Here is a 17,698-nt window from a genome sequence, read left to right on the forward strand (position 1 = left end):
GACCGCCGGTCGCCCCTACGGGGCCGATGGGTTCAATTTGTCCTGGAGCCAGCGGGCGGGATTGCTGCGGATGTATTCCTGGATATGCCAACGTTCCGCGTCGTCGCGGATGACGCGTTCCCAGTAGTTGCGAAGCCACACCTTTTCGCCCGGTGTTCTCCTCCATTCGTTGATGCGTCGGGTGGAGGCGGACTTGAAGCCGGCGACCGCGGCGCCGAGGGATCGCGGGCGCATCGATGCGGCAACTGGCGATCGGTGCGTAGGGGCGAGCGGCCGCTCGCCCGTACATTTCAGTGGCTCGCCCGTACATTTCAGTGGCTCGCCCGTACATTTCAGTGGCTCGCCCGTACATTTCAGTGGCTCGCCCGTACATTGCGAAGGGCGACCCCCGGTCGCCCCTACGATGTGCTGCGACGACCCCGTACGGATATTTACCGACATCCCGGGATCGGATATGACCAGGATGCCGTGCAGGTGATTCGGCATGACGACCCATGCGTCCAGTTCGATTTCCGAGCGGATGGTGGCGGTTCGGACCCATTCCTCAGCGACGATGTGCCCGATCGCATTCGGGCGCATGGCTCCGTCGACGATTTCGCCGAACAGGGATCCCCGATCCCACACGCAGAGAGTCAGGAAATACGCGCCGGGTTGCGAATAATCGTAGTTGCGCAGTCGGGTGGAGCGGCGCTGGCGTGTTTTCGGCTCGAAATTCATCCTTGAATTCCTCTTGATGATGAGGGCGAGCGCCGGCACGGGCGACCGCCGGCACGGGCGACCGCCGGCACGGGCGACCGCCGGTCGCCCCTACGGCATATCGTAGGGGCGAGCGGCCGCTCGCCCGTACATGGATTTCAATTTGGCTGTGGAGGCTGTTCGCGGTCCAGATGAAAACTCGCAATGCCCTCGGCTACACTGCGCGCGACCGCAACCGGCAGACGAGCACAGACAGGAAAAACCGACGACGTGAGCACCCAGGCAACCGGCATCCGCGTGCACGACTTCACCGCAAGGACAGGCGGAAGCCCGACGTGAGAAAGACAGGCGGAAGCCCGGCGTGAGAAAGGCAGGCGGAAATCCGGCGTGAGGCAGTGCCTGACGGTCCTGTTGCTGGCCGGCACACTGCTGCTTGGCGCCTGCGGCGGGAGTGAACCGCAAGGGACCGGGCCCGCCGCGGCGCCGGTCGAAGTCGGCACGAAGCTGGCGAAGGAACAGCACCTGGTGCGTACCCTGAGTTCGGCGCCGACCGGACTCGACCCATCGCTCATCACCGACGTGTCCGCGCAGCGCGTGGTCGATGACCTGTTCGAAGGGCTCACCGCCTTTGGCGCCGACGGGCAGCCGGGGCCAGGCGTTGCCGGCTCCTGGGAGACAAGCGAAGACGGACTCACCTGGACCTTTCACCTGCGCGCCGATGCGCGCTGGTCGAACGGCGAGCCGCTGACGGCCGAGGACTTCGTCTATGGCTGGCGTCGCACCGTGGACCCGAAGACCGCCGCCTCCTACGCGCAGGCCGTCGCACCCGTCCTGAACGCCTACGAGATCGCCACCGGCAAGCGCCCGGTGAGCGATCTCGGCGTGACCGCAGTCGATGCGCACACGCTGCGTGTCGAGCTTTCGGAACCTGCACCCTACCTGCCGTTCCTGATGACCAACGCCTGGATGTACCCGCTGTATCGTCCGGCGATCGAGCAGCACGGCGATGCCTGGACGCGCGTCGGCAACATCGTCACGAACGGGCCGTTCCGACTGGTCGAGAACGTGATCGGCAACCGCATCGCGCTGGAGCGCAACCCCGGCTACTGGGATGCGGCCAGGGTGCGGCTGACGGGCGTCGAGTACCTGATCCTCGAGGACCGCAACGCGCAGAGCCAGCGCTTCATGGCCGACCAGGTGCATTTCGTCGACGCGGTGCAGGCGACCGACCTGCCGTGGCTGCGCAAGCGGCTCGGCAGCGAGGTGGTGATCGAGCCCTACTTCGGCACCTTCATGATCGGCATCAACGACCTGGAAGGACCGTTTCGCGGCAACCGCAAGCTGCGGCTCGCGCTGTCGGTCGCCATCGACCGCGACAAGCTCGCCAAGTACGTGCTGAACGGCGCCGGCTTCCCGGCCTACTCGCTGATGCCGCCGCTCGACGGCTACCAGCAGCAGATTCCCGACTGGGCGAAACTCTCGACCAGGGATCGCCATGCGCTCGCACGGCGCCTGTATCACGAGGCAGGCTATTCGGAGCAGAAGCCGCTTCGCGTCGAGCTGGCCACCGCCAGCGGCGACCCGGCCTCATTGCTGTCCTACGAGGCGCTGTGCGCCATGTGGCGCACCGTGCTCGGCGCCGAGGTCAGCATCCACACGCAGGAATTCAAGGTGCTGTTGCAGAACAACCGCCTGCACCAGAACATGCTGTTTCACAGCGCGTGGATCGGCGACTACCCCGACCCCTACACCTTCCTGCAGCTCTACAAGACCGGTTTCGACCTGAACTACGGCGGCTATTCACGCCCCGAATTCGACGCGCTGCTCGCAACGGCAGCCGCCATGCCCGATCGCGCCGAGCGCTATCGCACCTATGAACGGGCCGAGCGGTTGCTGAACGACGACGGCGCACTGATTCCGGTCAGCCACTACGCGGTTCGCCATCTGATCAAGTCGTACCTGCGCGGCTACGCGCCGAACATCTTCGATCGCAATCCATCGCGGCTCATGTACCTGCTCGAACACGATCAGGCTGCGTCTGCAACCACCACGGCGGGGGCCCGCTGATGCTGCGCTATCTGCTGCGACGCCTGCCCGGCGGACTGGGCACGCTGCTGGTGATCGCGACCCTGGCCTTCGCGATGCTGCATTCGGTGCCCGGCGGCCCCTTCGATTCCGAGAAACCGATGCTGCCCGAGATCCGCGAGGCGATGCTGGCGAAGTATCACCTCGACGAACCGCTGTGGCGCCAATACCTGCGCTACCTCTCGGACCTTGCGCACGGTGACCTCGGACCCTCATTCCAGTACCGCGGCACGACCGTGAACGAAATCATCGCGCAGGGCTTTCCGGTCGACGTCACCATCGGTCTGAGCGCGCTGCTGATCGCTCTCCTCGCCGGCAGCGCCATCGGCCTGTACGCGGCGCTGTACCACAACTCGCGCCGTGACCACGCGCTGATGGCACTCGCCGTGGTCGGCATCTCGGTGCCGCTGTTCGTGATCGCCCCGATACTGATCCTGGTGTTTGCCATCGAGCTGCGCTGGCTGCCGCCGGGTGGCTGGGTAAGCGGCTCGCTGCCGCACCTGGTGCTGCCGGCGCTGGCACTCGCCCTGCCCTACACGGCCTATATCGCACGGCTGATGCGCGCCAGCACGCTCGAGGTACTGGCGAGCCCCTTCATCCGCACCGCGCGCGCCAAGGGGCTGCCGCTGCACACCATCATGCTGCGTCACGCGCTGCGCCCGACGCTGTTGCCGATCGTCTCCTTCCTCGGGCCTGCCATTGCCGGCGTGATCACCGGGTCGATCATCATCGAGACGGTGTTTGCGCTGCCCGGCATCGGGCGCTACTTCACCGTGGGCGCACTGAACCGCGACTACACACTGGTGATGGGCATCACCATTCTTTATGGTGCGCTGATCATCGTCTGCAACCTGCTGGTCGACCTGAGCTACGCCCTGCTCGACCCGCGCGTGAGGACGCAGCGATGAATCGTTCCGGGCTGTGGCAGGACGCCTGGCGGCGGCTGAAGCGCAACCGCGCGGCGATGGCGAGCGCGGTGCTGCTGTTGCTGATCCTGCTGGCGGCGCTGGTGTTGCCGCTGCTCTCGCCCTACAACTACTACGCACCCGACTGGCACCACATCCTGCTCGCGCCCGGCTGGCACGGCTGGCACGCGCTTGGCACCGACGCGCTCGGGCGCGATCTGCTGGTGCGCACCCTGTGGGGATGTCGCATTTCGCTGCTGGTCGGCATCGCGGCGAGCTTCGTCACCATCGTCGTCGGCGTGCTGTGGGGCGCCACTGCGGGCTACCTGGGCGGGCGCGTCGATGCGCTGATGATGCGCTGCGTCGATGTCCTCTATTCGGTGCCTTTCATTCCGTTCGTGATCGTACTGACGGTGCTGTTCGGCCGCGACCTGCTGCTCATCTTCATTGCCATCGGCGCGGTGTCGTGGCTCGACATCGCCCGCATCGTGCGCGGCCAGACGCTCGCGCTGAAGAACCGCGAGTTCGTCGAGGCAGCACGGGTCGCGGGCGTTGGCACCGGCGCGATGATCCTGCGCCACCTGATACCGAACCTGATCGGCATCGTGATCATCTACGCGACGCTGACCATCCCGTCGGTGATCCTGTTCGAGTCGTTCCTGAGCTTTCTTGGCCTTGGCGTGCAGTCGCCGATGACCTCCCTTGGCTCGCTGGTTGCCGAGGGCGCCGGCCACATGCAGAGCTACCCGCATCTGCTGATCGTGCCGGCGCTGTTCCTGGCGGCGATCATCTATGCCTTCAACTACCTGGGCGACGGGCTGCGCGATGCGCTCGACCCGCGCGAGCGCTGAGACGCACCATGCCTGAAGCCGCCGACTCCCCCTGCCTGCTCGAGCTGAGCCAGCTTCGCGTCGACTACCACACGCCAGAAGGCGAAGTGCGCGTGGTACGCGGTATCGATCTCGCAGTTCACGCAGGCGAATTCATCGGTATCGTGGGCGAATCCGGCAGCGGCAAGTCACAGCTCTTGCTGGCCCTGCTCGGGCTCTCGTCACCGGGCGCGATCCTCGGTGGCTCGATCCGCTACCGTGGCCAGGAGCTGCTTGGCGCCGGCAACGCCGTGCTCAACCGCATCCGCGGCAACCGCATCGGCATCGTGTTCCAGGACCCGATGACCGCACTGAACCCCTACCTGACGGTCGGCACCCAGATCACCGAGGTGCTGCGCCTGCACCGCGGCCTGTCACGGCGCGCAGCAAGCACACGCGCTGCCGAGCTGCTCGATGCGGTGCAGATCAGCGAGCCGCGCCAGCGCCTGCGCCAGTACCCGCACGAGCTCTCGGGCGGCATGCGCCAGCGGGTGATGATCGCGATCGCACTCGCCTGCGAGCCCGAGATCCTGCTCGCCGACGAGCCGACCACGGCGCTCGACGTGACCGTACAGGCGCAGATCCTGGAGCTGCTGCGCACGTTGCGCACACGCCTTGGCACGGCGGTGGTGCTGATCACCCACGATCTTGGCATCGTGGCCGAGCTGGCGGATCGCATCGCGGTGATGTACGCCGGGCGCATCGTCGAGGAAGCACCGACCGACACCTTGTTCGCCGCCAGCCGCCACCCCTATACCGAGGCGCTCAAGCTCTCGATCCCGCGCATCGACCTGGCGTTGCCGGAACGATTGCCAAGCATCGCCGGCGTGCCGCCGAACCCGGCCAGCCTGCCGCCAGGCTGTGCCTTCGCGCCGCGTTGCCGCTACCGCATCGACGCCTGCGAACACGCCGTACCGCCACTGGTGGAAGTCGTACCGGGACACCGCAAGGCCTGCATCCGCAACGATATCTGTCTGGGCTCGGGTGAACACGCATGAGTACGGCAAACGACCCCGTGCTCGACGTCGAACACCTCTCGGTGCACTACCCCGTGAGCGATGCCCACGGCAGGCGTGCGCTGCTGCACGCGGTCGAGGACGTGAGCTTCAGCGTGGCGCGCGGGCGCACGCTGGGCATCGTGGGCGAATCGGGCAGCGGCAAGTCGAGCATCGCGCGGGCGCTGCTGCGCCTGGTGCCTGCTGCCGCTGGTGTGGCGCGTTTCCTGGGGCGCGACCTGCTGGCCTTGCAGGGCAAGGAACTGCAGGCGGCACGACGCCAGTTGCAGATGATCTTCCAGGACCCGCTCGCCTCGCTCGACCCGCGCATGACGGTCGAGGAGATCATCGGCGAACCCTTGCGCGTGCATCGGCCCACGCAGACCCGCCACGACCGCCGTGCCGCGGTACTGACGATGATGGAGCGCGTTGGCCTGGCGCGCGAACACCTGCAGCGTTTTCCGCACGAATTCTCCGGCGGCCAGGCGCAACGTATCGGTATCGCGCGGGCACTGATCCTCGAACCCGATCTGGTGGTCTGCGACGAACCGCTCTCGGCCCTCGACGTCTCGATCAAGTCGCAGATCAGCAACCTGCTGAAGGACCTGCAACGGGAGTTCGGCCTCACGCTGCTGTTCATCTCGCACGACCTGGCGTCGGTGCGCTTCAGTTGCGACGAGGTGCTGGTGCTGTACCTGGGGCGCGTCATGGAAATCGCGCCGCGCGATGAACTGTTCGACCATCCGCGCCATCCGTATACGCGCGCGCTGCTCGAGGCGGTTCCGATCCCCGATCCGCAGGCAGCGCGAGCACGCCGCGTCACGCTGCTCGAAGGCGAGCTGCCCTCGGCGCTCACACCGCCCTCGGGTTGCGTGTTTCGCACGCGCTGTCCGATCGCGACCGAACGCTGTGCACGCGAGCTGCCACCGCTGCGCACACTCGGCCCCGCACGGGTTGCCTGCCACTACGCCGACGCGGACTGAACCGCGCCCATCCGGAAAGTGCCGCAGCCCGCAGCGCGGGCGACCCTCAGCGTTTCGGATTGGCCGTGAACAGCGCGAACGCTTCCCGCCCTGCCGCAGCCGTGAGATCGCCGTCGGCGGCTCCCGCATCGCCCAGCGGCACCGTGTGCGCATAGGCCTGGAACTGGGTCTTGGTGATGTGCAGTGCACCGCCCGGCTTGGCGGCGATGCGTTGCGCCCAGTCGTTCACCGTCGCATCGAGCGCATCGGGTGCCACCACCCGGTTCAGCATCCCGTAGCGCTCGGCCGCCGGCGCGTCGAACTGCTCGCACAGCAGGATCAGCTCCTTCGCGCGGCAGGCGCCCACTTCCGCCGCCAGCAGCGGCACCGCACCCCAGCCGAGCGGCACGCCCAGATCGACTTCGGGAACGTGGAACACGGTATCTGCGGCGGCGATCCGCAGGTCGCAGGCAAGTGCCAGCGCGAGCCCGCCGCCCACCGCATGTCCCTGCAAGCGTGCAATCGTCACCGCCTCGAGCTCCCTGATGGCGCGCAGCGCACGCGGTCCGAGCTGCGAGATGTAGCGCCGCTCGCGCAGGCTGGTCTTCGTATCACCCATCAGGTGGCCACCCGGCGGGTCCTTGCGATCGGCGCCGGCGCAGAACGACGCGCCCTTCCCGCCAAGCACGACCACCTTCGTGTCGAAATCGCACTGCAGCGCGGTGAACGCCGCCGTCAGGTCCTCGAGCAGTTGCCCGCTCAGCGCGTTGCGCCGCTCGGGGCGGTTCAGCCAGACGTGGGCAACCGCTCCCTGCCGTTCCACTGCCAATGTCGCGTATTCCATGCCGGTTCCTTCTTTACAAGACAAGCTGATGTTGTGCCCGCGAGGCGAGATGTCCCGAACTGTACTCGGTGAGCCACCCGGCTGGAAGCAAGCAGTGACGGCACCAGGCGGAACGACGGGGAGCCGTCGTTTCGACCATGGCATCACCCCAGCCCGAAATACCGCTCGAAGAACGCAGCCAGCCTGTCAAGCACGGTCTGCTTCTTCGCCGCATGGTTGTTGTTCTTCGCGAACCGCGACACCGGCGGCAGAATCTTCGTGATGGCCGTGCCCGTGGTCGGGATCGCGCCATCGCGGAAGGCATTGTCGACGAATGCCTTCGTCTCGTCGGCGTTCAAACCCTCGTCGGCAATGATCCGCTCGAGCTCCTCGGCTTTCTTCCGAGCGACGAAGGCCTGCCATTCCGCATCCACCCTGGCTGTCGTCGAAACGGAATCCACGAACTGCTCGATGAGGTCCTTCTTGTTGCGCAGTGACGGACTGGAACTGACAGCACGCTCGATGGTCGCGCGGATCTCCCTGTCCTTGGCGGTGCCCCTGGCCCTGATGTAGCGCTCGACCAGCATCAGGATGTAATCGACGTTGATCTCGACCTGCTTGATCAGCTCGATCTCGAACACCACGTCGTCGTTGATCGCTTCCTTCTCGGCCTCGTTCACGCTGCGGAATTCGGCGTAGAGGTTCAGGTACAGGCTTTGGTAGTCCTGAAAATCCCGCTCGCTGAGGATCTCGTTGCCCGCGAAGTCGTCGAAGGCCGTGAGGATGTTCTTCAGCCGCAGGATGGAGCCGAACAGCTTGATGAACGCCTTCTGCGCCGCCTCGCCGGTGATAGCCGTATCGAGCGGGAACAGCGCCACGAGTTCCGCAACCTTCTTCTGGTATTCGGCGTAGTAGTCCGCATAGGGCTTGAGCAGCACGATGCCCTGGGCGTCCTTGTTGCCGAACAGCGCCAGTGCGTCGTTGGTGGCCTGCTCCAGATCGCGGAAGGAGACGATGTTGCCGTAGGTCTTGACCGAATTGAGGATGCGGTTGGTGCGCGAATACGCTTGGATCAGCCCGTGTGCCCGCAGGTTCTTGTCCACCCACAGCGTGTTGAGTGTGGTGGCGTCGAAGCCGGTGAGGAACATGTTGACCACGATCACGAGGTCCAGCTCGCGGTTCCTCAGCCGCTGCGACAGATCCTTGTAGTAGTTCTGGAACCTGTCGGCGCTGGTGTCGAAGTTGGTGGCGAACAGGCCGTTGTAGTCGCGGATCGCCGCATCGAGGAAATCGCGCGAGCCTTGATCCAGCCCCTCGGTTTCAAACTCCTCTTCTTCGAGCAGGCCATCGACATCCTCGTTGACGGCGAAGCTGTAGATCAGGCCGATCTTCAGTCGTTGCGCAGGCGGGATGTCCTTTTGCTGATTGGCGAACTCCGTGTAGTAGCGTTTCGCCGCGTCGATGGACGCCGTGGCGAACAGCGAATTGAAGCCATTGAGCCGTTTGCCGCCATGGCGATAGAAGGCGGAACGCTTGGTCTTCTGATCGAAGTGCTCGCGGATGTAGCCCGCGACCTGCGTTATGCGCTCCGGCGCGAGCAGCGCCCGCTCCGTGTCGATGGCCGACACCTGCTTGTCGGCGACGTGAGGCGCGGTCTTGATGGTGTTGATGTAATCGATGCGGAACGGCAGCACGTTCCTGTCGTTGATGGCATCGACAATCGTGTAGGTGTGCAGCCTGTCGCCGAAGGCCTGTTCGGTGGTGCGCAGCTTCGGGTTGCCGCCCGTGCCCGCGTTGTCGGCAAAGATCGGCGTGCCGGTGAAGCCGAACAGGTGGTAGCGCTTGAAAGCTCGGGTGATCTCCGCGTGCATGTCGCCGAACTGGCTGCGGTGGCATTCGTCGAAGATCACGACGACGTGCGCGTCGTAGACAGGGTGTTTCCGGTTCCTGGCGACGAAGCGGGAGAGCTTCTGGATGGTGGTGATGATGATGCGTGCGTTGGCATCTTCCAGCTGCTTCTGCAGCACCGCCGTCGAGGTGTTGGAATTGGCCGCGCCTTTCTCGAAGCGTTCGTATTCGCGCATGGTCTGATAGTCCAGATCCTTGCGGTCCACCACGAACAGCACCTTGTCGATCTCCGGCAGGCCGCGCGCCAGTTGTGCGGCCTTGAAGCTGGTCAGCGTCTTGCCGCTGCCGGTGGTGTGCCAGATGGTGCCGCCCGCCGCCAGCGTGCCCAGTTGCCGATGATTGGTGGCCGTATTGATGCGTTGCAGGATGCGTTCGGCCGCGACGATCTGGTAGGGCCGCATCACGAGGAGCTTGCGGTCCACGTCGAACACGCAATAGCGGGTGAGGATGTTCAGCAGCGCGTGTTTGGCGAAGAAGGTTCGGGTGAAATCCGCCAGCTCGGTGATCGGCTGGTTCTTCGCGTCGGCCCACCAGCTGGTGAAGGCAAAGCTGTTGGCAGTCTTCCTGCGATCGCGCTTGCTGCGTTGTTCGGCCAGGTGGCCATCGCGCACGGTGTTGCTGTAGTACTTGGTCAGCGTGCCGTTGCTGATGACGAACAGTTGCACGTATTCGAACAGGCCAGAACCGGCCCAGAAGCTGTCGCGCTGGTAGCGGTCGATCTGGTTGAACGCTTCGCGGATGTCCACGCCCCGGCGCTTCAGCTCGATGTGCACCATCGGCAGGCCGTTGACGAGCACGGTCACGTCGTAACGGTTGGCGCGCATGCCTTCGACTTCGTACTGGTTGATGACCTGCAGGCGGTTGTTGTGGATGCTCTGCTTGTCGATCAGGTAGATGTTCTTGGTGCTGCCGTCGTCGCGCTTCAGAACCTGGACATGGTCTTCCTGGATGCGCGCGGTTTTCTCGACGATGCCGTCGTTGCTGCCTGCGATCTTCTCGCTGAAGAACGCTTTCCATTCGGTATCGCTGAACGTGATCCTGTTCAGTGCCTCCAGCTGGCGGCGCAGGTTGACGATGAGATCGGCTTCGCTGCCGATGCGCAGATACTCGTAGGCCTGCACCTGCAGGCGTTCGATCAAGTCCCGTTCGAGCGCCGCTTCGGACTGGTAGCGCTCCTCGCGCGCCTCGTCCGGGCGCACGAACTCCGCGACGACGGTGCTTTCGCTGGAAAGCGCGATCGGCTCGTAGCGGCAAGACTTGGGATCCTGGCTCATGCCGCCACCCAATGCGCAACCGGCTGCATCAGGAAATCCTCCAGTGCGATACCGTCTCCACCCACCCGCAGGGTGCGTTGCGGCCGGAAGGCCTGCACGAAGGCCGCCGTACCCGCGTGCGCCTGGGGCGCGCGGCCGCTTTTTACCTCGATGGCGGTGAGCATGCGCCCGGTCTGCACGACAAAATCCACCTCGTGGTTGCGCTCGCGCCAGTAGTGCAGCGTGCACTCGCCGCGCAGGGTGGCATTGGCCAGGTGCGCGCCCACCGCCGATTCCACCAGCCGCCCCCAGAACTCGCGGTCGGTGCGCGCCGTCTCCAGCGTGTAGCCGCTGGTCGCCGTCATCAGCGCCGTATTGAGCACCTGCAGCTTGGGGCTGGAGCCACGGCTGCGTGCCACGTCGCCTGCGTACTTCGGCAGGCCGCAGACCATGCCCGCACCCGCCAGCAGTTCCAGGTAGTGGGCCAGCGTGGTGGTGTTGCCGGCATCCTGTAACTGCCCCAGCATCTTGGTGTAAGACAACACCTGCCCGGAATAGCGGCAGGCCAGCTCGAACAGACGGCGCAGCAAGGCGGGCTTGTCGACGCGCGTGAGCAACAACACGTCACGCGAGATCGAAGTCTCGATCAGGCTGTCGAGGACGTAGCGCGACCAGCGCTGCGGCTCGCCGATCAACGGCGCGGCACCGGGATAGCCACCATGGAACACATACTCGTCCAGCGACCAGCCAAAGGCGGCGCGCATCTCCGCGAGCGACCAATGCGATACCGCGAGAGTTTCGAAGCGCCCGGCCAGGCTTTCGGTCAGGCCCTGGGCGATCAAGAGCGGCGCAGAGCCGAGCACCACCACCTTGAGAGGCCGCCTGGCGCGCGTGTCCTCATCCCACAAACGCTTAACCGTTTCCGACCAGCCCGGGATCTTCTGGATCTCGTCCAGTACCAGCACAGCCCCCTCCGGACCGACGATGGACAGACGTGCCGCCTCCCACTGCTGGGCGATCCAGTCGGTGCCGCGCAGCGTGGGCTCATCCGCGCTCGCCTGACGCACCGGCATGGCCAGCCGCTCGGTGGCCTGCTGCACCAGAGTGGACTTGCCCGCCTGACGCGGCCCGGCCACCACCTGGATGAAGCGTCGCGGCTCATTCAGGCGCGCCGTCAGTACGGCCACCTGCGGACGCTGAAAAGAGAGGCTGTTCATAATGTTGAGTATATTTACTCAACGTATTGAGTAAAACAAGCTGTGCCGCCTCGGACTGCTAGCGTTCCTCGCGCGCCTCGTGCGGGCGCACGAACTCCGCGACGCCAGTGCTTTCGCTGGAAAGGGCGATCGGTTCGTAGCGGGAGGGCGCGTGCGCTTCGTTCATGCGGGATGCATGGTCTTTCGCAATTGCTCGGCCGGGATGCGGACCAGTTTGCCGTCCTGAACCACCACGATGGCGGTGTTGGTCTGTACGGCGGCCTGGCGCGCCAGTTCCGCCGCACGCTGCAAGGCGGCCAGCGATGCGCGCAGATCCGGGTTTTTGGCCTTGCCGAGTTCCTGTTGGGTCATGTGTTTTCTCCCCACTCCAGCATCACGGGCGTGCTACCGGAATTGTCGTAAAGCGCCCAGTCATCCACGGCGTCGCGATAGTAATCATGAAAGTTCTTCAAGCCTGTGGCAAAGCGGCGCCGGATGACGGCTTCCGGGATATCGTGTCCGCCTTGATGTACGCGCTCCGCAACGCGGGCGATGGCGATTTCGACGTTGGGCAGACTCAGGAAAAACAGACTGACCCGATAGCCCTGGGCGCGCCATTGCGCGATGTGGCGCAGATAGCCGATCCCCGCAAGCGTGGTCTCGAAAGCGAAATTTTCGCCGCGCTTTGCGCAGTGCTCGATTTCTTCCAGCATCAGCCGGCCGGCCTTGATGGCGGCGGTCTCCGGAGCGAATGGAGCCAGCCCGGCGGCGATCAGATCGGCATTGATGAAGCGCGGCAATTGCGCCTCGGCGGGCAGGAAGGAACGGGCAAACGTGGTTTTGCCTGCGCCGTTGGGGCCGGCAATGATGATGATCTTCCTGTTTGCGGTATCGATCGGCGTCATGCCGCCTCCCGGAAGCTGAGCAGGCGGTCGCGGTAGTGCTCGTATTGCTGACGCCGTGCCTTGATCTCGGCGGGCAGGCCGGAGGAGAGGTCGTTCACCAGCGCGTCGAACTTGTCGAGGATGGCGACGATGCGATCCTGTTCTTCAAGCGGTGGCACAGGAATGCGAATCTTCGCAAGGCTCTCGCCGGACAGGCGCTTCACCTTGGCGCGGGCGACATATTTGTTCTTCTGTGCGTGAAAGGCCTCGGTCTGAAGGCAGTAAGACACGAACTTCGGGTTCATCGAGTGCCGGAAAAGAAAGCAGTCATCGTGAATCGCAACGTCTTCGTCACCAAGCCACGCCACAGCCTTGGCGACATCCTCGACCGTTTCGCCTACTGCGGCGATCACGACGTCGTTCGGTTGCGCATACCGCAGTTGCTGCGCGACGTCCGCACGGACATACGAGACGGTCGATGCGGTGGCTACGCCGTAATGCGTGTAGATCTCGCCGTAGTGGATGCTCGGAATCCCGTGCTCGACGATGTCGTCCTTGGTGAAGCGACGGCCACGAATGAATGTACCGATTTCACCCATTGCCATTAGCCTTGCTTGCTTGCTTGCTTGCTTGCTTGCTTGCTTGCTTGCTTGCTTGCTTGCGTCAGTATCCGTGCGTTCGCCGCCTGCCTGCCGGTCAGGCAGGAAGGTCAAGAGCGCGTCGCGGTAGTACTGGTACTGCCGCCGACGCGCCTCCAGCTCCGCCTCCAGCTCCGCCTCCAGCTGGGTGAACGTATCCAGCACCTTCACGATTTCGCGCTGGATTTCAAGCGGCGGGATTGGGATGCGATATTTCAGAATCGCTTCTTTACTGCCGCGTGGCATCTTCGCGCCTTTAGCGTGTTGCATGTTGTAGGCAAAAAAGATATCGGAAGCGAGCAGGCGGTAGAGAAACTCAGGCAGGAGTTCTTGACGATGTGCCTCGGCGATACGAACGGCCAATACATCACCACTACATCCACCGCTGTTGTCCGCCAGCCAGATTTTCTTGAGGTACGGACGAATATTCCCAAGAAGGATGTCGCCAACTTCATAGGCAGTGATCCGGGCTGTATTCGCTGCGTAACTCGCATCGGTCTTTCCCGCGGTATTGGGCAGCAAGTTGTCAACGCCAACGAATGTCGCTGAGTCAAGCTCGCTTGCATCAGTCCGTGTATCTGAGTAAGCCGCAACCTCACCAAGCGCCCTGAACTCCACCCCCTCCGGGCAAAGCTCGGCAATCAGTTCATCAATCCGGCTTCGCGTCTTCGCGCCTTCGCGTGAGGCACCGGCTTCATCCATCCGGCTCATGGCTGTTTCTCCAGCACTTCCCAGTACCCGCCTTTGTCCGGGCCGACGCGTTTGATGGTGCCCGCAGCGCGCAGCTTGTTCATTGCACCTCGCACCTGGTTTTCCGTCAGGCCCAGCAATCGGGCCAATTCCTGACGGCCGATTGAGGGCTCATGTGCCAGTGCCACAAGAATTTTCTGGTGGTTTTCTGGTGGTCTTCTGGTGGTTTTCTGGTGGTTTTCTGGTGCATGGAAGATCAGCATGTCGCGGTTTTTCAGGACATTCCTTTCGCCAAACAGCAGGTTGCCAAAAAAACGGCTCAGGTATTCCGTGGTTTCTTCGATGTCGTATTCCAGATTTTTGTAATTGGCGCGTACCAGTGCATTGCAAAAATAAAGCGCGTTTTCTTCAAACAGTGCATTGTCGGCCCTGAATCCAAGCGCCCGCAGATATTTGACAAGAAACACGGCTGTGGTACGGGTATTGCCTTCGCCGAAGGGGTGGATCTGCCAGATGCCGGAAATGAATCTGGCGATATGCGCCGCCGCTGCTTTTTTCGACAGGCCCCGATAGGAGAATTTCTTTTCCTGCGCAAAATCGTAATCCAGCGTTTCGCGCAGATTGAGCGCGCTGCCATAGTGCACGGTGTCGCCGTTCAGAATCGGCTCTGCCTTGGTGATGTCGTAGTCGCGGAGATGTCCTGCTGTTCTTGCGTCCAGAATTCCCGTGAAAAGATGTTTGTGTATGGCGACATATTCGGCGGGGCTGAGCGTGAAGGCGTTTTTGCTGAGCAGCTTGTTGATGCGGGATGAAACTTCATCCGCCTCACGCTCGTCCTGCTCGCCAGGTGTTTTGGGCGGGTGTTGTCGGTAATAGGCCGCGATCTGCTTTTCCGCCTCTTCGACGGAAATTTTCCCTTCGATATTGTCTGTGGCGATCTTGATGAGGTATCGGGATGGCGTGAGGCCGTCCACCTGCTGCAGGCCGATGGCAACGCGCCAGTTTTCCGCCTTCTGGCGTTTGTCCGGGTCGCCGATTTTCTTGTATTTTCCGAATTCGTTCATCGCTGCTCGCCCTCCAGATCGGCCACGATGGCGTCGATCTGCGTGCGCAGTTCCGCTTGCCTTGTGACGATGCCAGCGATCTGTGCGTTGAGCGCGCGAATGTCTACCGCCTCGCGCGTGTCGGCCTGTTCGACGTAGGACGACACCGCGATGTTGTAGCCGTTGGCGGCGATGTCAGCGTTCTCAACCCGCTTGGCAAAGTGCGTGATGTCCTGGCGGGTAGTGAAGGCGTCCAGCACCTTCTGCTGGTTGGCGTCCGTCAGCTTGTTCTTGTTGCCACTGCGCACGAACTCAGCGGACGCATCGATAAACAGCGTGGCGTTGTCGCGCTTGGACTTCTTCAGCACGATGACGCAGGTGGCAATCGTGGTGCCGAAGAAGAGATCGGGCGGCAACTGGATGACGGTATCGACGTAGTTGTTGTCGATCAGGTACTGGCGGATCTTCTGCTCCGCGCCGCCGCGATAGAGCACGCCGGGGAATTCGACGATGGCCGCCGTGCCGCTGGTCGCGAGCCACGAGAGGATATGCATCGTGAAGGCGAGGTCGGCCTTGCTCTCGGGCGCGAGCACGCCCGCGGGTGCGAAGCGCGGGTCGTTGATGAGCAGCGGATTGCTCTTGCCTGCCCAGCGAATCGAATACGGCGGGTTGGAGACGATGGCCTCGAAGGGCTCGTCGTCCCAATGCGCTGGGTCGATGAGCGTGTCGCCGTGCGCGATGTCGAACTTCTCGTAGTTCACGTCGTGCAGGAACATGTTGATGCGGCACAGGTTGTAGGTGGTCAGGTTGATTTCCTGACCGAAGAAGCCCTGCCGCACGTTTTCCGACCCCAGCACCTTGGCGAACTTGAGCAACAGCGAGCCGGAGCCGCAGGCCGGGTCGTAGACCTTGTTGACCCCGGTCTTGCCGCTGACGGCGATGCGCGCCAGCAGTTCGGAGACTTCCTGCGGCGTGTAGAACTCACCGCCGGATTTGCCGGCCGTCGAGGCGTACATCTGCATCAGGTATTCGTAGGCGTCGCCGAACAGGTCGATGGTGTTGTCGGTGAAGCTGCCGAGCGGCAGGTCGCCGATGGCGTCGAGCAGTTTGACCAGCTTTTCATTGCGCTTGGCGACGGTGGGGCCGAGCTTGCTGCTGTTGACGTCGAGATCGTCGAACAGGCCCTTGAGATCGTCTTCGCTGTCGGCGCCGAGCGCCGAGCCTTCGATGTCCTTGAACACGCGGCTCAGCGTTTCGTTGAGGTTGGCGTCCTGCCGCGCCTGCTGGCGCACGTTGGCGAACAGATGCGAGGGCAGGATGTAGAAGCCCTTTTCCTTCACCGTTTCGGTGCGACCCTGTTCGGCGTCGGCGTCGGCGAGCGCGGCGTAGTCGAAGTCCTTCTCTCCGGCGCGATGCGCTTCGTCGTTCAGATAGGCCGCGAGGTTCTCCGAGATGAAGCGGTAGAAGAGCATGCCGAGCACATAGCTCTTGAAGTCCCAGCCATCCACGGCGCCGCGCAGATCGTTGGCGATGCGCCAGATGGTCTTGTGCAGTTCCGCCCGTTCGGCTTCCTTGTTGTTGTTCACGTCCGAACCTTCAGTCGATCAGAATCCTGAAACTGGTCGCCAGCGCCACCGGCTCCACGCCGTGCCCGTCGCGCATGAGCTCGACCAGACCGTAGCCTTCCATGACGCTGGTCGACGCACTGCGCCGGCTCGGCCACCTGCACACCTTCTGAGCGAAATGCACTTACGGCTGCACTTACGGTCGCAAAGTCCATTTACCGTCAAGCTGTGACTGCTTGATTCATTGGCGCGCCCGGAGGGATTCGAACCCCCGACCAACGGCTTAGAAGGCCGCTGCTCTGTCCAGCTGAGCTACGGGCGCATGGGGCGCGCAGTATAGGGGCGGCACCGGTCACGGTGCATCCCCGGGAAACCGCTGCGTTCAGTCCTTGAACACGGGCTTGCGCTTCTCCTTGCGTGCCGTGATCGCTTCCTCGAAGTTGCGCGTGGTCATGCGAACGAACAGTTGCGCGTGCCCCTCGTGGTTGATGTGCGACTGCATGCTGCTTGCCTCGAGCCCGGCCCACAACAGTTGCTTGGTCAGCTCGACGCCAAGATGGCTGAGGCCGATCAGGCGCTCGGCGTACGCGTAGCAACGTTCCAGCAGTTCCTCGCGTGTGCAGCGCTGCCCGACGATACCGATGCGCTCCGCTTCCTCCGAGTCCACGTCACGTCCGCTCAGCATGATGTCGAACGCCCGTGTGGAACCGATCGCACGCGGCAGCGTGAAGCTGAGCCCCAGTTCCGCCGCAGTCAGCCCGTTGTTGATTCCCGCAGCCCGGAAGTAGGCCTGCTCGGCAGCGATGCGGATATCGGCCGCCATCGCCAGGCAGAAGCCACCGCCGATCGCTGCACCATTGATCGCAGCGATCACCGGTTGGTGCATGTCGCGCATCGTCTTCACGACGTCGTCCATCACCCGTAGGGCGCGGCGCGCGATTCCCGACATCGTCAGCCCGTCGAAGATCGACAGATAGCCCGGATCGACCAGATCGGCGCCGGAACAGAACGCTTCTCCGGCTCCGGTCAGGATCACCACGCGCACCGAGTTGTCGAAACTCAATTCCTCGAGCGCCTCGCGCAGGGGCACCATCACGTCGAAGGCCATCGCGTTCATGCGCTCGGGCCGATCGAGCGTGACCTGTGCAACGGCGTGGCGTGGGCGGGTTATCTTCACGTAGGACAT

At 63.6% G+C, this 17,698-nt stretch carries 15 protein-coding genes, 1 tRNA gene and 1 pseudogene; 5 read left to right on the forward strand and 12 right to left on the reverse strand.

Annotated elements, in window-relative coordinates; all coding sequences use genetic code 11:
- Positions 1-15 precede the first annotated feature (15 nt).
- Complete coding sequence (locus H7A12_05885) at positions 16-717, reverse strand: hypothetical protein (protein ID MCP5320344.1); 702 nt, start codon at positions 715-717, stop codon at positions 16-18.
- Between the two features lie 366 nt (positions 718-1,083).
- Here H7A12_05885 and H7A12_05890 point away from each other — a divergent pair, with 366 nt between their 5' ends.
- Genes H7A12_05890 through H7A12_05910 form a run of 5 tightly spaced genes read left to right on the forward strand, consistent with a single transcriptional unit; the run spans position 1,084 to position 6,533 of the window.
- A complete protein-coding gene (locus H7A12_05890) occupies positions 1,084-2,763 on the forward strand; it encodes a peptide ABC transporter substrate-binding protein (protein MCP5320345.1) in 1,680 nt (559 codons plus the stop codon).
- A complete protein-coding gene (locus H7A12_05895; protein ID MCP5320346.1) occupies positions 2,763-3,689 on the forward strand; it encodes an ABC transporter permease subunit in 927 nt (308 codons plus the stop codon). Before H7A12_05890 ends, H7A12_05895 begins: the two co-directional genes overlap by 1 nt.
- Positions 3,686-4,537, forward strand: coding sequence for an ABC transporter permease subunit (locus H7A12_05900; GenBank protein MCP5320347.1), 852 nt, complete (start codon positions 3,686-3,688; stop codon positions 4,535-4,537). The genes H7A12_05895 and H7A12_05900 overlap by 4 nt, the downstream gene beginning before the upstream one ends.
- An 8-nt stretch (positions 4,538-4,545) precedes the next feature.
- Positions 4,546-5,553, forward strand: coding sequence for an ABC transporter ATP-binding protein (locus tag H7A12_05905; protein ID MCP5320348.1), 1,008 nt, complete (start codon positions 4,546-4,548; stop codon positions 5,551-5,553).
- Positions 5,550-6,533: an ATP-binding cassette domain-containing protein gene (locus H7A12_05910; GenBank protein ID MCP5320349.1), complete on the forward strand. Its 984-nt coding sequence runs from the start codon at positions 5,550-5,552 to the stop codon at positions 6,531-6,533. The genes H7A12_05905 and H7A12_05910 overlap by 4 nt, the downstream gene beginning before the upstream one ends.
- A gap of 46 nt (positions 6,534-6,579) precedes the next feature.
- On the opposite strand, the gene H7A12_05915 is transcribed toward H7A12_05910, so the two are convergent.
- From H7A12_05915 to H7A12_05965, 11 genes and pseudogenes are all read right to left on the reverse strand, one after another.
- Positions 6,580-7,356 (reverse strand): enoyl-CoA hydratase/isomerase family protein, encoded by a 777-nt coding sequence (locus H7A12_05915; protein ID MCP5320350.1) that lies wholly within the window; start codon positions 7,354-7,356, stop codon positions 6,580-6,582.
- 143 nt (positions 7,357-7,499) lie between these two features.
- Positions 7,500-10,517 carry a type I restriction endonuclease subunit R gene (locus H7A12_05920; protein MCP5320351.1) on the reverse strand — a complete coding sequence of 1,006 codons (3,018 nt, stop codon included), beginning with the start codon at positions 10,515-10,517 and terminating at the stop codon, positions 7,500-7,502.
- Positions 10,514-11,713 carry an ATP-binding protein gene (locus tag H7A12_05925; protein ID MCP5320352.1) on the reverse strand — a complete coding sequence of 400 codons (1,200 nt, stop codon included), beginning with the start codon at positions 11,711-11,713 and terminating at the stop codon, positions 10,514-10,516. Before H7A12_05925 ends, H7A12_05920 begins: the two co-directional genes overlap by 4 nt.
- A gap of 162 nt (positions 11,714-11,875) precedes the next feature.
- A complete protein-coding gene (locus H7A12_05930) occupies positions 11,876-12,064 on the reverse strand; it encodes a hypothetical protein (protein MCP5320353.1) in 189 nt (62 codons plus the stop codon).
- Positions 12,061-12,597 carry a zeta toxin family protein gene (locus H7A12_05935; protein ID MCP5320354.1) on the reverse strand — a complete coding sequence of 179 codons (537 nt, stop codon included), beginning with the start codon at positions 12,595-12,597 and terminating at the stop codon, positions 12,061-12,063. Before H7A12_05935 ends, H7A12_05930 begins: the two co-directional genes overlap by 4 nt.
- On the reverse strand, positions 12,594-13,916 hold the full coding sequence (locus tag H7A12_05940) for a restriction endonuclease subunit S (protein MCP5320355.1): 1,323 nt from the start codon (positions 13,914-13,916) through the stop codon (positions 12,594-12,596). The genes H7A12_05935 and H7A12_05940 overlap by 4 nt, the downstream gene beginning before the upstream one ends.
- A 5-nt stretch (positions 13,917-13,921) precedes the next feature.
- A complete protein-coding gene (locus tag H7A12_05945) occupies positions 13,922-14,968 on the reverse strand; it encodes a Fic family protein (GenBank protein ID MCP5320356.1) in 1,047 nt (348 codons plus the stop codon).
- On the reverse strand, positions 14,965-16,533 hold the full coding sequence (locus tag H7A12_05950; GenBank protein ID MCP5320357.1) for a type I restriction-modification system subunit M: 1,569 nt from the start codon (positions 16,531-16,533) through the stop codon (positions 14,965-14,967). The genes H7A12_05945 and H7A12_05950 overlap by 4 nt, the downstream gene beginning before the upstream one ends.
- Before the next feature lie 10 nt (positions 16,534-16,543).
- Positions 16,544-16,639, reverse strand: a pseudogene (locus tag H7A12_05955) (transcriptional regulator).
- 118 nt (positions 16,640-16,757) lie between these two features.
- A tRNA-Arg gene (locus tag H7A12_05960) sits at positions 16,758-16,834 on the reverse strand.
- Positions 16,835-16,894: 60 nt separating this feature from the next.
- Positions 16,895-17,698, reverse strand: a complete 804-nt coding sequence (locus tag H7A12_05965; protein ID MCP5320358.1) for an enoyl-CoA hydratase — start codon at positions 17,696-17,698, stop codon at positions 16,895-16,897.

The sequence above is a fragment of the Pseudomonadales bacterium genome, from assembly GCA_024234165.1.
GTDB lineage: Bacteria > Pseudomonadota > Gammaproteobacteria > Pseudomonadales > UBA5518 > UBA5518.

Excerpts from the sequence above, each read along its gene's own strand:
- H7A12_05885 (MCP5320344.1), bottom strand. The coding sequence starts at position 717 with ATGAATTTCGAGCCGAAAACACGCCAGCGCCGCTCCACCCGACTGCGC.
- H7A12_05895 (MCP5320346.1), top strand. The coding sequence starts at position 2,763 with ATGCTGCGCTATCTGCTGCGACGCCTGCCCGGCGGACTGGGCACGCTG.
- H7A12_05900 (MCP5320347.1), top strand. The coding sequence starts at position 3,686 with ATGAATCGTTCCGGGCTGTGGCAGGACGCCTGGCGGCGGCTGAAGCGC.
- H7A12_05905 (MCP5320348.1), top strand. The coding sequence starts at position 4,546 with ATGCCTGAAGCCGCCGACTCCCCCTGCCTGCTCGAGCTGAGCCAGCTT.
- H7A12_05910 (MCP5320349.1), top strand. The coding sequence starts at position 5,550 with ATGAGTACGGCAAACGACCCCGTGCTCGACGTCGAACACCTCTCGGTG.
- H7A12_05915 (MCP5320350.1), bottom strand. The coding sequence starts at position 7,356 with ATGGAATACGCGACATTGGCAGTGGAACGGCAGGGAGCGGTTGCCCAC.
- H7A12_05920 (MCP5320351.1), bottom strand. The coding sequence starts at position 10,517 with ATGAGCCAGGATCCCAAGTCTTGCCGCTACGAGCCGATCGCGCTTTCC.
- H7A12_05925 (MCP5320352.1), bottom strand. The coding sequence starts at position 11,713 with ATGAACAGCCTCTCTTTTCAGCGTCCGCAGGTGGCCGTACTGACGGCG.
- H7A12_05930 (MCP5320353.1), bottom strand. The coding sequence starts at position 12,064 with ATGACCCAACAGGAACTCGGCAAGGCCAAAAACCCGGATCTGCGCGCA.
- H7A12_05935 (MCP5320354.1), bottom strand. The coding sequence starts at position 12,597 with ATGACGCCGATCGATACCGCAAACAGGAAGATCATCATCATTGCCGGC.
- H7A12_05940 (MCP5320355.1), bottom strand. The coding sequence starts at position 13,916 with ATGGATGAAGCCGGTGCCTCACGCGAAGGCGCGAAGACGCGAAGCCGG.
- H7A12_05945 (MCP5320356.1), bottom strand. The coding sequence starts at position 14,968 with ATGAACGAATTCGGAAAATACAAGAAAATCGGCGACCCGGACAAACGC.
- H7A12_05965 (MCP5320358.1), bottom strand. The coding sequence starts at position 17,698 with ATGTCCTACGTGAAGATAACCCGCCCACGCCACGCCGTTGCACAGGTC.